General features: G+C 63.8%; 14 protein-coding genes. 7 read left to right on the top strand and 7 right to left on the bottom strand.

Translation table 11 applies throughout. The features are described from left to right. Nucleotides 1-23 precede the first annotated feature (23 nt). Together G9408_RS07015 and G9408_RS07020 are read right to left on the bottom strand one after the other, a co-directional pair. Entirely contained in the window at nt 24-401 is a 378-nt protein-coding gene (locus G9408_RS07015) for a DOPA 4,5-dioxygenase family protein (protein ID WP_168453256.1), read from the bottom strand. A gap of 106 nt (nt 402-507) precedes the next feature. After that, on the bottom strand, nt 508-1440 hold the full coding sequence (locus G9408_RS07020; protein ID WP_168453257.1) for an alpha/beta hydrolase: 933 nt from the start codon (nt 1438-1440) through the stop codon (nt 508-510). Nucleotides 1441-1592: 152 nt separating this feature from the next. Here G9408_RS07020 and G9408_RS07025 point away from each other — a divergent pair, with 152 nt between their 5' ends. Then, complete coding sequence (locus G9408_RS07025; protein ID WP_168453258.1) at nt 1593-2882, top strand: adenylosuccinate synthase; 1290 nt, start codon at nt 1593-1595, stop codon at nt 2880-2882. Here G9408_RS07025 and G9408_RS07030 read toward each other — a convergent pair. Beyond that, nucleotides 2826-4094: a methionine gamma-lyase gene (locus G9408_RS07030; protein ID WP_168453259.1), complete on the bottom strand. Its 1269-nt coding sequence runs from the start codon at nt 4092-4094 to the stop codon at nt 2826-2828. The genes G9408_RS07025 and G9408_RS07030 overlap by 57 nt on opposite strands. A gap of 110 nt (nt 4095-4204) precedes the next feature. Between G9408_RS07030 and G9408_RS07035 the strand changes: the two genes are divergently transcribed. Next, nucleotides 4205-4666 (top strand): Lrp/AsnC family transcriptional regulator, encoded by a 462-nt coding sequence (locus tag G9408_RS07035; RefSeq protein WP_235957490.1) that lies wholly within the window; start codon nt 4205-4207, stop codon nt 4664-4666. A gap of 8 nt (nt 4667-4674) precedes the next feature. On the opposite strand, the gene G9408_RS07040 is transcribed toward G9408_RS07035, so the two are convergent. Further along, the gene (locus tag G9408_RS07040; RefSeq protein ID WP_328804400.1) at nt 4675-5577 is read right to left on the bottom strand and encodes a haloalkane dehalogenase; all 903 of its coding nucleotides are present in this window, start codon (nt 5575-5577) and stop codon (nt 4675-4677) included. A 74-nt stretch (nt 5578-5651) separates the two neighbouring features. Here G9408_RS07040 and G9408_RS07045 point away from each other — a divergent pair, with 74 nt between their 5' ends. Continuing rightward, nucleotides 5652-6242, top strand: a complete 591-nt coding sequence (locus G9408_RS07045; RefSeq protein ID WP_168453260.1) for an NADPH-dependent FMN reductase — start codon at nt 5652-5654, stop codon at nt 6240-6242. A gap of 83 nt (nt 6243-6325) precedes the next feature. Here G9408_RS07045 and G9408_RS07050 read toward each other — a convergent pair whose 3' ends face one another. Further along, entirely contained in the window at nt 6326-7639 is a 1314-nt protein-coding gene (locus tag G9408_RS07050; protein WP_168453261.1) for a spinster family MFS transporter, read from the bottom strand. A gap of 111 nt (nt 7640-7750) precedes the next feature. Between G9408_RS07050 and G9408_RS07055 the strand changes: the two genes are divergently transcribed. Beyond that, nucleotides 7751-9328: an amidase gene (locus G9408_RS07055; RefSeq protein WP_235957491.1), complete on the top strand. Its 1578-nt coding sequence runs from the start codon at nt 7751-7753 to the stop codon at nt 9326-9328. A gap of 93 nt (nt 9329-9421) precedes the next feature. On the opposite strand, the gene G9408_RS07060 is transcribed toward G9408_RS07055, so the two are convergent. After that, nucleotides 9422-9907 (bottom strand): DUF2721 domain-containing protein, encoded by a 486-nt coding sequence (locus G9408_RS07060; protein ID WP_168453262.1) that lies wholly within the window; start codon nt 9905-9907, stop codon nt 9422-9424. Next, on the bottom strand, nt 9904-11124 hold the full coding sequence (locus tag G9408_RS07065; protein ID WP_168453263.1) for an LL-diaminopimelate aminotransferase: 1221 nt from the start codon (nt 11122-11124) through the stop codon (nt 9904-9906). The genes G9408_RS07060 and G9408_RS07065 overlap by 4 nt, the downstream gene beginning before the upstream one ends. Before the next feature lie 111 nt (nt 11125-11235). Here G9408_RS07065 and G9408_RS07070 point away from each other — a divergent pair, with 111 nt between their 5' ends. The 3 genes from G9408_RS07070 (at nt 11236) to clpS (ending at nt 14507) form a co-directional block, all read left to right on the top strand. Beyond that, entirely contained in the window at nt 11236-13014 is a 1779-nt protein-coding gene (locus tag G9408_RS07070; protein WP_168453264.1) for a PHA/PHB synthase family protein, read from the top strand. 122 nt (nt 13015-13136) lie between these two features. Further along, on the top strand, nt 13137-13892 hold the full coding sequence (locus tag G9408_RS07075) for a phasin family protein (RefSeq protein WP_168453265.1): 756 nt from the start codon (nt 13137-13139) through the stop codon (nt 13890-13892). A 261-nt stretch (nt 13893-14153) separates the two neighbouring features. Then, nucleotides 14154-14507: an ATP-dependent Clp protease adapter ClpS gene (gene clpS / locus G9408_RS07080; RefSeq protein WP_120218077.1), complete on the top strand. Its 354-nt coding sequence runs from the start codon at nt 14154-14156 to the stop codon at nt 14505-14507. Nucleotide 14508 lies beyond the last annotated feature (1 nt).

The raw sequence follows: 14508 nt of genomic DNA on the forward strand, positions 1-14508 counted from the left end.
CGAACGGGCGCTAAAAGCCCAGCCTAGAAATCCGAAATCCCGAACCGCGGCACCCCCTGATTGATCCCTGGCGGATCGAGCACGGTCACGTCGAGCTCGACCGGCTCGCCGATCCAGTGCGCCAGCGTCGTATGGTCGGCAAGATCGTCGTCGGTCAGCGGATGCACCAGCGCGCGCAGCCCCGTCGCTTCGATCGCCGCCACGACGTCATCGCGCGAGCGCGCCAGGAAATGCACTTCATATTGCGCAATCGGATGCGGCCCCGCGGCGCCATCGGTCATCGCGCCGACGAAGAGGATCGCCGGATCGTTGCCGAAATCGTCGCGCAGCGCCGCGGCGACTGGCCGTTCGGCGGGGTCGTAATAGATATGCGCATGATAGGGCGCGTCGGGGTTCGTCATAGCTGCATATCCTCACTCTTCAGCCGTCATTGCGAGCGTAGCGAAGCAATCCAGCGCGTCTTTATCCTGCTCTGGATCGCTTCGCTACGCTCGCAATGGCAAAATTCTATCGCCCGAAAACCCGCTTCAACCATGCATCGACGGTGGCGGTCGCCGGATAGGCAGGATCGCCAAGGCTGCGGTTGATCTCGGCATGGCCCTTCAGTCCCTCGCCCGCGAAACTGCCGTGCTCGACCCGGCTACCGCCCGCGACCAGCGCATCGCCCAAGGCTTTCGCCTGCCGCACCCCGTCGGGCCGCTGGACATAGAGCAGCAAGAATTCGCGCGCATTGGGCGCGGCGGCGTGTGCCGTCGGCGACAAGGCCTGTTGCCGCGCCGGATCGGTCCCGAAAGCCTGCTTGTACGTCGCCTGCATGATGGGCGGGCCGTCCTTCATCTGCGCCGGAACGTCATAGGCCGCGCCGTCATTCGGGATCACTCCTGCAATGTCGGCGAAGGACAGGCCCGCGCCCTTCAGATAGCGCTCGTCGGTCCCGACCAGCGCGACCAGATGCGCGCCCGCGCTATGCCCCATCAGAGCGATGCGCCGCCGGTCGATGCCCAGTGATCCGGCACGATCGATCAACGTCCTGACCGCACTGGCCACGTCGGCGGCCTGCTGCTCGACCGTCGCCGCGGGAACGAGGCGATAGTTGATCGAGGCAAAGGCATAGCCCTGCTCCGGATAATGCACGGGTTTGAACCGCCCGGTGGCATTGTCCTTGCTGCCGCGTTTCCACCCGCCGCCATGGACATAGACGATCAGCGGCGCCGGCCCCGTGGCATTTTTGGCGCGCCATATGTCCAGCACCTGCAACGGATCGCTGCCATAGCTGATCGTCTCGCTACCTGGCGCCTTCGGTCCCTGTTCGGCACCCATCCGCTCGGCCATCCGTTCGCGCAGCCGCTCGCGCAGCTTTTCGCGCGCATCGCTGGCAGGCATGCTGCTCGCCACCAAAGCGGCAATCATCGCCGCGCCGATCCCGTATCGCTTGCTCATATCCGCACCTCCATCGCCCCCCGGCGCCGGTCCATTGTCCAGCGCAAATGTCGCAAATTCATCCCAGCGTGCTTGCCTCTGCGGCCAAATCCGCTAAGGCCGCGCCGGACCCGCGCTGGTCGTTTTCGGGTCCGGTTCAGCAGGACAGCATCATGGCAAATGTTACCGTCATCGGGTCGCAGTGGGGCGACGAGGGCAAGGGCAAGATCGTCGACTGGCTCGCCAGCCGCGCCGATGCCGTGGTGCGTTTTCAGGGCGGCCATAACGCCGGTCATACGCTCGTCGTCGGTGAGCAGGTGTACAAGCTGTCGCTGCTTCCCTCCGGCATCGTCACCGGCACGCTGTCGATCATCGGCAATGGCGTTGTGCTCGATCCGTGGGCGCTGCGCGACGAGATTACCAAGCTGCGCGGCCAGGGCGTCGAGATCAACGCGGAGAATTTCGCGATCGCCGACAATTGTGCGCTGATCCTGCCCTTCCATCGCGACCTTGACGCGCTGCGCGAAACCGCCGCGGGCGCGGGCAAGATCGGCACCACCGGCCGCGGCATCGGCCCGGCCTATGAGGACAAGGTTGGCCGCCGCGCAATCCGCGTCTGCGACCTCGCGCACCTCGACAAACTCGAACCCCAGCTCGACCGCCTCACCGCGCACCACGATGCGCTGCGCGCCGGGTTCGGCGAACCGCCGATCGACCGCGAGCGTCTGATCGCCGACCTCAAGGAAATCGCCGACTATGTGCTCGAATATGCGCAGCCGGTGTGGAAGCGGCTGAAAAAGGTCCGCAAGGCCGGCGCACGCATCCTGTTCGAAGGCGCGCAGGGCGTGCTGCTCGACATCGACCATGGCACCTATCCCTTCGTCACGAGCTCGAACACCGTCAGCGGCACCGCGGCGAGCGGCTCGGGCCTCGGCCCCTCGGCGGTTGGCTTCGTGCTTGGCATCGCCAAAGCTTATACGACGCGCGTCGGCAGCGGCCCCTTCCCGACCGAGCTCGAGGACGAGATCGGCCAGCGGCTCGGCGAGCGCGGGCATGAATTCGGCACCGTCACCGGGCGCAAGCGCCGTTGCGGCTGGTTCGATGCGGTGCTGGTGCGCCAGAGCTGCGCGGTGTCGGGCGTGACCGGCATCGCGCTGACCAAGCTCGACGTGCTCGACGGCTTCGATACGATCCGCATCTGCACGGGATACCGCCTGCGCGGCAAGATCCTCGACTATTTCCCCGCCCACGCCGCCGATCAGGCTGAGGTCGAGCCGATTTACGAGGAAATGGACGGCTGGCACGAATCGACCGCGGGCGCGCGCAGCTATGCCGACCTCCCCGCGCAGGCGATCAAATATATCCAGCGCGTCCAGGAACTGATCGAAACCCCGATCGCGCTGGTATCAACCAGCCCCGAGCGCGAAGACACGATCCTGATCCGCGACCCGTTCAGCGACTGACGATGCGCCGGGCGCTTCGGTGCCCGCGCCTTCGAGCGCCTGGGTCAGGTCGGCGATAATGTCCTCGACCTCCTCCAGCCCGACCGACAGGCGGACCAATCCGTCGGAGATGCCGTATTCGGCGCGTTCCTCACGCGAATAGGTCGAATGCGTCATGCTCGCGGGGTGCTGGATCAGGCTTTCGGCATCGCCCAGCGACACCGCGCGATGGATCAGGTTCAGGCGGTTCATCAGCGCGACCCCCGCCGCATGACCGCCATGGAGTTCGAACGCGATCATCCCGCCGAATCCACCCATCTGACGAAGCGCCAGATCACGCTGACCAAAGCTCGCTAGTCCCGGATAGTATACCGCGGCCACCGCCGGATGCGCCTCCAGCATGGCCGCGATCACCATCGCCGACCGGCAATGCTCGGCCATCCGCAGCTTCAGTGTTTTCAGGCCGCGCATCACGAGCATCGCATTGAACGGCGCCATGATCGCACCCGTCATGTCCTTGATCCCGACCAGCCGCACCTCGGCCATATCGCGCGCACTGCCAACCGCGATCCCGCCGACCAGATCGCCATGACCACCCAGATATTTGGTCGCCGAATGGACGACAATATCGGCCCCCAGAATGATCGGCTGGGTCAGCACCGGGGTCGCATAGGTATTGTCGACCACGGTTCGCGCGCCCTGGTCGCGCGCGATCGCCGACACCGCGGCGATGTCGATCAGTCGCATATTGGGGTTCGCTGGCGTTTCGAAATAGACGATCTTTGTGGCGGGCGAAATATGGCCGGACAGATTGTCGGCATTGGTCAGATCGACATGGGTGATCTTGACCCCGAAACGCGCCAGACCGTGGCGCATGAAGGCAAAGGTGCATCCATAAAGCGTCTTGTCGACGATCACTTCGTCGCCAGGTTTCAGGAACGACCACAGCACGCCCGCGATCGCGCCCATCCCCGATGCCGTCGCAACCGCGGCTTCGCCACCCTCGAGCAGCGCCATGCGCTTCTCCAGCAGGTCGAGCGTCGGATTGGAAATCCGGCTGTAGAAATATCCCGGCCGCTCGCCGGCAAAGATTTCGGCCCCAGCCTCCGCCGTGTCGAAGACAAAAGTCGAACTGAGATGCAGCGGCGGGCAAAGCGCCCCGTCATGCGCCTTCGGATCATAGCCCGCGTGGATCGCCTGCGTCGCAAAACCTGTCTTCGAAACGCCCGCCATTTTTGCTCTCCCGATCATATGAACCAAGTCGGGGATATCAGGACCGCGCTGGCATGTGCTGCCCAATATGACTATAAATCGCGATATTTTTGGCATATTGTGCCACGATTATGACCATGGACCAAAAAGATCACCAGATTGTCCGCGCACTTTTGCAGGACGGGCGCCTGACCAACCAGGATTTGGCGGCGCGGGTCAATCTGTCGCCATCACCCTGTTTGAGGCGCGTCCGCCTGCTTGAGGAACGCGGGGTTATCAAGGGCTACGCGGCCCTGGTCGATCAAAAGGCCTATGGTTTTCCGCTCACAATTTTCGTCGGCATCAAGCTCGACGGTCATGGCAAACTCAATGTGCGACAATTCGAGGAACGTGTCGCAACGATCGAAGAGATTCTCGACTGCTTCCTGATGACCGGCGACATCGACTATCTTTTGCGCGTCGTCGCCCCCGATCTGGAGGGATATGAGCGCTTTGTTCGCGAAACGCTGCACATGATCCCCGGCGTGGCGTCGATCGACACCAGCTTTGCCTATGGTGTGGTCAAACAAAGCCGGATTTTTCCTATGCCCTAGGCGGTGGCCTATGAGCTGGCACGGCTCGCCGCATTGCCGACATCCCGGATCGCCGCGACAAAGCCCGCCGGGTCGTCCTCCTGAATGAAGTGGCCGCCGTGCAGCGTGCGATGCGTGACGCGCGCCGCGCCGGGAACGCGCGACGTGAACAGGGCATCGCCGCCGCGCGTGATGGGATCGCCGTCGGAAAAGCAGCACAGGAACGGCTTGTCGAACGCTTCGAGCGCAGCCCAGGCGCGCTTCTGGTCGGGGACCGCAATATTGTCGCCGAGCGGCACGAAGGATGGATAGACCCGCGCTGCCACCTTTGATGCGCGGGTGGGGAATGGGGCGTCATAGGCGGCGATTTCCGCCGCGCTCAATTCGCGTTTGGCGCCCGCCTTGACGATCTTGCCGATCGGGAACACCGGGCTGTAGCGCGAAAAGGCGCGCCAGATCGCGAAAGCGCGCGGCGCCCGCTGGCCTTCGGGAAGCCCGCCGTTCGACAGCGCCACGCCCACAAAGCGTTCGGGCATTTCGGCGACGAGGCGCAGGCCGATCAGCGAACCCCAATCCTGGCACGCGAGGATGATGTCCTTCAGATCAAGCGCCTCGATCCACTGCCGCATCCACGCGACCTGCGCCGCATAACTATACGCCGCGCGATCGAGCGGCTTGTCCGAGCGACCGAAGCCAATGAGGTCGGGCGCGACGACGCGAAACCCGGCATCGACCGCGGGGCCGATCATGTGGCGATAGAGATAGGCCCAGGTCGGCTCGCCGTGGAGCATCAGCACCGGCTGCTCGTCGCGTGGCCCTTCGTCGACATAATGAACGCGCAGGCCGCCGGCGATCTCGATGTAATTTGGCGCATAGGGCCAGTCCGGCAAATCCACGAAACGATCGTCCGGCGTGCGATAAACGCGCATCATCTTCTCCCCCCACCCTTGGTCGCGATCAGCTTAGGGGACTTCCGTTGCGGCGCAAGCCATGCCACGGTCGCGCGATGACCCGACAAATCCTCGTCTTCTATGGCAGCTATCGCCGCGACCGGCAGGGCATCAAACTTGCGCGGTGGCTGGTCGATGCCATCATCGCACGCGGCGACCACGCCGAACTGATCGACGCCAAGGCCGTTGGCCTGCCGATGCTCGACCGCATGTATAAGGAATATCCGAAGGGCGAGGCGCCGCCTGCAATGGCCGAACTCGCGGCCAAGATTCGCGCTGCCGACGGCTTCGTCTTCGTCACCGGCGAATATAATTGGGGGCCGCAGCCGGGGCTGAAGAACCTCACCGACCATTTCCTCGAGGAATGGTTCTGGCGGCCTGCGGCAATCGCCTGCTACTCGGCGGGACCATGGTCGGGGGTCCGCGCGATGATGGGCTGGCGCGACACGCTGGGCGAGATGGGGATGGCGGTCACCTCGTCGATCCTGCCGGTCGGGCGGATCGGCGGCGCTTTCGATGCCGATGGCCAGCCGACCGGCGACGACGGTGCGCGTCTTGCGAAAAGCTTCCCGCGCTTTGCGGATGATCTCAACTGGTGGGTGGATGCCGCGAAAGCACAGCGCGCGAAGGTCGATCCGCCCTATTGATGAAATGACCGTAGCCCTGAGCCTGTCGAAGGGCGCTTCACCGAGAAGCGCCCTTCGACAAGCTCAGGGCTACGCCTTTATCTTTACCCCGACTTCAGCTCGGCTTTCAGCCGCAGGCTGGCACGCCAGAAGAAGAAGGCGGGGATCAGCCCCAGCCATGCGGCGCCATAAAGCACCCAGCGCACGCTTTCCTGCCCCGCGAGCGGCTGGAGCGCATCGGACAACACCCCGAACAGAAACGGCCCAAGCCCAAGCCCGATCAGATTTTGGCCAAACAGCATGATCGACGCCGCGACGGCGCGGGCGCGCGGCTGGACCAGCCCCTGCACACAGCCATAGGCGGGGCCGTAATAGGCCGAATTGAGGATGGTCGGGATGATCAGCATCGCCACCGCGATCCGCCAATCCTCCATATAATAGCCGAGGAACAGGATCGGCGCCGCGATCGCCATGCCATAAGCGGGAAAGGTCAGCAGGTGCTTCTTGTCACGCGGGCCGTATTTGTCGGCCATCTTGCCGCCGAGCCAGGTGCCGAACGCGCCCGCCAGCCCCAGCACGACCGCCATCGACAGGCCAGCCTCGGTTGTGGACAGTCCGTGGCTGCGAATGAAAAAGCTGATCGTCCAGAGCGCTTTGCCATAGCCGAGCACGGCAACGACCGACGCCGCGATCAGGATATAGACGAAGGCGCGCGAGCTGAAAATTTCGCGCAGCGCCTCGCCGGTCGAAAGCGGAACGACGGCGCGCGCCGTGGCGACCGCCTCCGCCGAACGGCTATGGCGCGGTTCGCGCATGACGAACAGCACGACGAGCGCGAGCAGAATGCCGGGCGCGCCGACCATCATCAACGCGATCCGCCAGCCATAAATGTCGTTCACCACGCCGCCGATGATCAGGCCGAGCAGCGATCCGATCGGCACGCCCAGCCCATAAAAGGCGATCGCCGACGACCGCTTTTCGACCGGCACGCTATCGGAAATCAGCGAATGTGCCGCTGGCGTGCAGCCCGCTTCTCCGACGCCGACGCCAACGCGCGCCAGCAGCAATTGGACAAAGTTCTGCGCCAGTCCGCACACCGCGGTCATCGCCGACCAGATCGCGAGCGAAATCGCGATCAAGCGAACGCGGTTCGTGCCGTCCTTGTCGGCATAACGGGCGATGGGAATGCCAAGCAGCGCATAGAATACGGCAAAGGCGGGGCCGGCCAGCAAGCCCAGCTGCGTATCCGAAAGCCCGAGATCGGCCTTGATCGGTTCGGCCAGGATGTTGACGATCTGCCGGTCGAGGAAATTGAAGATATAGACGATCAGCAGGATCCACAGCATCGTCCGCGTTTGCGCGGACACCCCGGCGGCGGGTGTGGTGACGCCCTGCGACAAGGCAGCTTTATCGGTCATTCTGATCTCCCGCTCCCATGGGAGCAGACCGGGGGGAGTGGTGTCAACGCCCTTGCGGCGCCCCGAAAATCGCCGCTTGCAATTGCCGCTACGGCTGCCAGCCTGCGGCGCATGAAAAAAATCTCGCTGCTCGCCGTCCCCGCCCTCGCGCTGATCACTCCAGCCATGGCGATGCCGCCGCCGCTGCCGCCGGTCGAGGGCAAGGATGCGGCGACGTTGCAGACGGAAATGACAGAGCGGCGGGTGAACAGCGACGTCATCACCGCAACCTATCTCGAGCGCATCCGCAACCTCGACGACCATGGCCCGCAATTAAATGCGGTCATCGCGACCTTTCCCGACGCGACCAGTCAGGCACATGCACTCGACCTCGAACGCCAGGCCGGACGCGTGCGCGGCCCGCTTCACGGCATCCCGATTCTGCTCAAGGACAATATCGAGGCGAAGGGGCCGATCGCGACCACGGCGGGATCGCTGGCGCTGAAGGACAATGTCACTAACCGTGACGCGCCGCTGGTGGCGCGGCTGCGCGAGGCGGGCGCAGTCATCCTCGGCAAGACCAACCTCAGCGAATGGGCAAATATTCGCTCGAACAATTCGACCAGCGGCTGGAGTGCGGTCGGCGGCCTCGCCAAAAACCCCCACGCGCTCGATCGCAACACCTGTGGGTCATCGGCGGGCAGCGGCGCCGCGACGGCGGCAAGCCTCGCGCCGATCGCGATCGGCACCGAAACCGACGGATCGATCACCTGCCCCGCCGGGGTCAACGGCATCGTCGGCTTCAAACCCACGGTCGGGCTGGTCAGCCGCACGCATATCGTCCCGATCAGCCATAGCCAGGACACCGCCGGCCCGATGACGCTGACCGTGCGCGACGCCGCGCTGGTGATGACCGTCATCGTCGGCAGCGACCCCGCCGATCCCGCGACCATCGAGGCCGACGCGCGCAAGACCGACTATGCCGCCGAACTGTCGGTCGCGGCGCTGAAAGGCAAGCGCATCGGCGTGCTGCGCGATCGCATCGGCGACCGCGCCGACATCGCCGTGCTGTTCGACGCAGCGCTGAAACAGATGGCGCAGCTCGGCGCGACGGTGGTCGAGATCGCCGACAGCCGCAAAGGGCTGGAAGAATTGGGCGCCGCCGAGTTTGAAATACTGCTGACCGAGCTCAAGGCGGACATGGCGACCTATCTCGCGAGTCTTCCGGCCAATGACGGTCCCAAGACGCTCGCCGACCTGATCGCCTTCAACAAGGCGAACCCTGCAGAGCTGCAATGGTTCGACCAGTCGCTGTTCGAGCTCGCCGAAACCAAGGGCGGCCTCGACAGCCCCGCCTATCTTGAAGCAAAGGCGAAAGCCGCGCGGCTTGCCGGGCCCGAGGGCATCGACCGGCTGCTTGCCGCCGACAAGCTCGACCTGCTCGTCGGGGTCACCAACGGTCCGGCCTGGACCAGCGACTTGGTGAACGGCGATCATTACACCGGCCCCAGCGCGAGCCAGCTACCCGCCGTCGCGGGCTATCCGCACCTGACGGTGCCGATGGGGACGATCGCGGGGCTGCCAATCGGCGTGTCGTTCATTGGCGGAAAATGGACCGATGCCGAGGTGCTGGCTGCGGGCTATGCCTATGAACAGGCGAGCCGCAAGCGCGTGGCGCCGACCTATCGGGCGAGCATCGCGCCACAATAATTACTCGTCATTGCGAGCGCAGCGAAGCAATCCAGAGTCGCGTATTCCACTCTGGATTGCTTCGCTGCGCTCGCAATGACGATCTTCAAGTAGTCAGCGTTTATCCCGCCGCCGCTTCCAGCCCATTTCCTCCAGCTCGAGCAACTCCATCGGCACATGGATATTGCGGATCGCCATCCGCACCTCGATCAGGAACAGCACCAGCGACGCGAGCAACAGCAGCATCGCGATAGCAAACGCCCATGACGCCGCCAGCCCCAGGTTGAACCCGGCGATCGCCTGCGCGAACAACAGCGCCACGAGAAGGCACACGACAATCCCGCACGCGACCGCGGCTGCGATCGCATTGTTGATCACGTCCATTCGTCGATCGGCAGCGCGCAGTTCGGCGACCACGCGCTCATGCTCATGCCCCTCGGTCTCGGCCCAGCGCTCCATCAGCGCGCGCGAGCGGTCGACGACGCGCGACAGGCGCCCGGTCAGCACGTTGAGCAGGCTGCCCGTCGCGACGAGCAGGAACACCGGGGTGACCGACAGCTGGATCGTCTCGGCGATCATCGCCGAGCCGGTCATGCTCATCCCTCGCCGCCCGCCGCGACTGAGGGCGTATTGATGCCGTGCATGGCTAGGAATTTGCGGACGTTGCGGGCGGCCTGACGAATGCGCTGCTCGTTTTCGACCATCGCGATGCGGACATAGCCCTCGCCATCCTCGCCGTACCCCACCCCCGGCGCGACCGCGACCTTGGCATGGGTAAGCAGCTGTTTCGAAAATTCGAGGCTGCCCATCTCCTTGAGCGCGGGCGGCAGCGGCGCCCAGGCGAACATCGATGCCTTGGGGCTCGGGATGTCCCACCCGGCGCGACCGAAGCTTTCGACCATCACGTCGCGGCGCTTCTGATAAAGCTCGCGATTCTTCGCGACGATGTCCTGCGGGCCGTTGAGCGCCGCGCAGGCCGCGGCCTGGATCGGGGTGAAGGCGCCATAGTCGAGGTAGGACTTCACGCGCGTCATCGCCGCGATCAGCCGCTTGTTGCCGACCGCAAAGCCCATGCGCCAGCCCGCCATCGAATAGGTTTTCGACATCGAGGTGAATTCGATCGCGACATCCTTCGCGCCCGGCACCTGCAGGATCGAGGGCGTCGGATTGCCGTCGTAATAAAGTTCGGAATAAGCAAGGTCGCTGAGCACCCAGACCTTATTCTCCTTCGCCCACGCAACCAGCCGCTCATAAAAGGCCAGATCCACTGCCTCGGCGGTCGGGTTCGACGGATAATTGACCACCAGGATCGACGGACGCGGCACTGTGAAGGCCATCGCGCGGTCGAGCGCGCGCCAGTAATTCTCGTCGGGCGTCGTCGGCACGCTGCGGATCGTCGCGCCCGCGATGATGAAGCCGAAGGTGTGAATGGGGTAGCTGGGGTTCGGCGCCAGCACGACGTCGCCGGGGCCGGTGATCGCGGTCGCAAGGCTCGCGAGTCCCTCCTTCGACCCCATCGTCACCACAACCTCGCTCTCGGGATCGAGGTCGACGTTGAAGCGGCGCGCGTAATAATTGGCCTGCGCCTTGCGCAGCCCCGGAATGCCCTTCGACTGTGAATAGCCGTGCGCGTCGGGCTTCATCGCGACTTCGCACAATTTTTCGATCACATGCGCGGGCGGCGGCAGGTCGGGGTTGCCCATCCCCAGGTCAATGATGTCTTCTCCCGCGGCGCGGGCGGCCGCACGCATCGCATTGACTTCGGCGATGACATAGGGCGGCAGGCGCTTGATGCGATAGAATTCATCTTCGGACATGGGAAACTAGAACAACTCCTTTTCGTTATCGGATATAGCGCGAACGGCGCCTCGCCAGCCGCACCGCGGCTTGTTATAGGCTTCTAACCGCACTGACCAGCAGGAACGAACATGAGCGACGCAGACAATAGCGACACGACCGACGCTCCGAACCCCTTCCTGCCGACCCCCGACGACATGCAGCATTGGGCGAGCGTGATCGGGCGCGCGCAGCAGATGATGCTCGAATATGCGCTGGGGCAAGTGAACGACGGCAAGACGGGCGCCGCTGCGTTGTTCGATCCGGCGACATGGCTTGAAAACCCGGCGACGCAGACGTGGACACAGCAATCGTCCAGGATGTGGGAACAGGGCGTCGCGTTCTGGACGTCGCTCGCGACGTTGAACCCGATGACCCCGGCGGCGCCCGATGCCGCCGCGGCAAAGGACCGCCGCTTTGCCGACCCCGACTGGGCGGCGAACCCGGTGTTCGCGATGATCCGCCAGACCTATGGCCTGCTCGCCGAACAGATGCTGGCGACGACGCGCCAGCTCGACGGGCTCGACCCCGCGGCGCGCGCCAAGATGGAATTTGCCGCCAAAAGCATCGCCGATGCGATGGCGCCGACCAATCTGGCGCTGACCAACCCCGAAGTGATCAGGCGCGCTGTCGAAACGCGTGGCGAAAGCCTGCTCAAGGGCTTGAAGCATATGCTCACCGACCTATCGCGCGGGCAATTGAGCCATGTCGATCCCGATGCTTTCGAGGTTGGGGTCAATATCGCGACGACGCCGGGCAAGGTCATCCACGAAACCGACCTTTACCAACTGATCCAATATACGCCGACGACCAAAGAGGTTTTCGCTGTCCCGCTGTTGATCTTCCCGCCGTGGATCAACCGCTTCTATATCCTCGACCTCAATCCCGCCAAAAGCTTCGTCGCCTGGGCGGTCGAACAGGGATTGTCGGTATTCATGGTGTCGTGGAAATCGGCCGACGCGTCGATGAAGGACGTGGTGTGGGACGATTATATCGCGGCGCAGATCGATGCGATCGATACCGTGCGCGCGGCGCTGGACGTGCCCGCCGTCCACACGATCGGCTATTGCGTAGCCGGGACGACGCTCGCCGCGACGCTGGCGGTGCTCGCCGCGAAGGGCGAGGCGGAGCGGGTCAAGTCGGTCACCTTCTTCACCGCGCAGGTCGATTTCGAACAGGCCGGCGACCTTAAGCTGTTCGTCGACGACAGCTATCTGGCGCTGCTCGAACAGCTGTCGGCGCCAGGCTATCTCGATGGCCGCTATATGGCGGCGACCTTCAACAGCCTGCGCGGGCGCGACCTGATCTGGAATTATGTCGTCAGCAATTATCTGCTCGGCAACGACTATCCGCCCTTCGACCTGCTCTATTGGAACGGCGACACGACCAACCTGCCCGCGAAATGGCACCGCCAATATCTGGTCGACCTGTACCGCGACAACCGCATGGTCATTCCGAACAGTCTGTCCGCGCTGGAAACGCCGATCGACCTGAGGAAAATCCAGACCCCGGCCTATATCCAGGCGGGGCGCGAGGATCATATTGCGCCGCTCGCCAGCGTGTGGCGGTTAATGGATCATCTGTCGGGGCCCAAGACCTTCCTGCTTGCCGGATCGGGCCATATCGCGGGGGTCGTCAATCCGCCCGCCGCGGGCAAATATCAATATTGGACCGGCGACAGCGAAGCTGCGACGCTGGACGAATTCATCGCCGGTGCCAGCGAAACAAAAGGCAGCTGGTGGCCGCACTGGATCGACTGGATTGCCGCACAGGATGACAAAAAAGTCGCCGTCAAAGGCGCTCGCATCCCCGGGAAAGGGGCCAGGAAGGCGATCGAGGACGCGCCCGGCCGCTATGTCAAACAGCGGTAATATCTAGCGATTATCCTGCCTATGGGCGGCGGTGACAGGTTTTTTGTGCGCTGCACAAAAATACCCTTGAAATCGCCGAACCACTCCTATATTGTGCACTGCAACATAAAGGAGTTTTACCCATGGCTACCAAGATGGATAGTGCCGAGAAGGCTTTCGAAGCCGCGACGCTGGAAACCGCCGCCAAGCCGGTGGAAGCTCCGGCGGCCCCCGCCGTTGTCGCTGCCCCCGCAGTGGCGAAGGCTGCGGCTCCCGCCAAGATCAAGACGGTGAAGGCAAAAGCCAAGCCGACGGTGAAGAAGGCTGCTGCCCCCAAGGCCGCCGCCAAGAAGGTTGCCCCCAAGAAGGCAGCCGTGAAGAAAATTGCCCCGAAACTTGCCCCCAAGGCTGCACCGACGCCGGTTGCCGCCGTCAGCAAAGGAATCAAGACCATGAACGACACCGTGAAGAAGTTCGCCGACGAAGCGAAGACCCGCACCGAAGCCCTGACCGCCGACTTCAACGAAAAGGCGAAGGAAGCGATGAGCAAGACCAGCAAGCTGGCCGAAGAAGCCGTCGAATTCAACAAGGCCAACATCGAAGCGCTGGTCGAAGCCGGCAAGATCGCTGCCAAGAACATGGAAGTTCTGGGCCAGGAAGGCGTGACCTTCGCTCGCAAGAGCTTTGAAGACACGACCGCTGCGCTGAAGGGCTACAGCTCGGTCAAGTCGCCGACCGAATTCTTCAAGCTCTATGCCGAAAACAGCAAGAAGGCCTTCGACGCCGCCGTTGCCCAGACCTCGAAGACCAGCGAACTGGTCGTCAAGATGGCCAACGACAGCTTTGCGCCGATCTCGAACCGCGTTTCGGTCATCACCTCGAAGATGAAGGCCGTCTAAGCCGCTTTCACCTTCCGTTGGCGCGGGCATCCCCCCTCCCTCCCCGCCTGCGCCGACACCCCCAAGGCCGCCCGCTTCCCCAAGGAAGCGGGCGGTTCTTGCTTTCAGCGCCGCCGGCGACGGGCTGGCGAACAAGAGGTTAAAAACCGCGCGCGCGCCCCTTGCGCTTCGGCTGCGGCTTGCGATATTCCTGCCATGATGTTTCCAGTTTCGACCACCCAGCCGGTCCGTGCGATGGCGGCGTCAGATGATGTCCGCGCGATGGCGGAGTCAGACGATGTCCGCGCGATGGCGGACAAGGACGACGGCGCACCCGGCAGCCCCGGCGTCGGCATCGCCACGCGCACCCGCGCCAAGGCGAAAAAGCCCTCGATGTACAAGGTGCTGCTGCTCAACGACGATTACACGCCGATGGAATTCGTCGTGATGGTGCTCCAGCGCTTTTTCAACATGGACATCGAACAGGCGACGCAAGTGATGCTCCACGTCCACCAGCAGGGCGTCGGCGTGTGCGGCGTGTTCAGCTATGAAGTCGCCGAGACCAAGGTGAACCAGGTGATGGACGCCGCGCGGCAGAACCAGCACCCGCTGCAATGCACGCTCGAGAAGGCGTAAC

This window comes from Sphingopyxis microcysteis, from assembly GCF_012274265.1.
GTDB classification, from domain to species: domain Bacteria; phylum Pseudomonadota; class Alphaproteobacteria; order Sphingomonadales; family Sphingomonadaceae; genus Sphingopyxis; species Sphingopyxis microcysteis.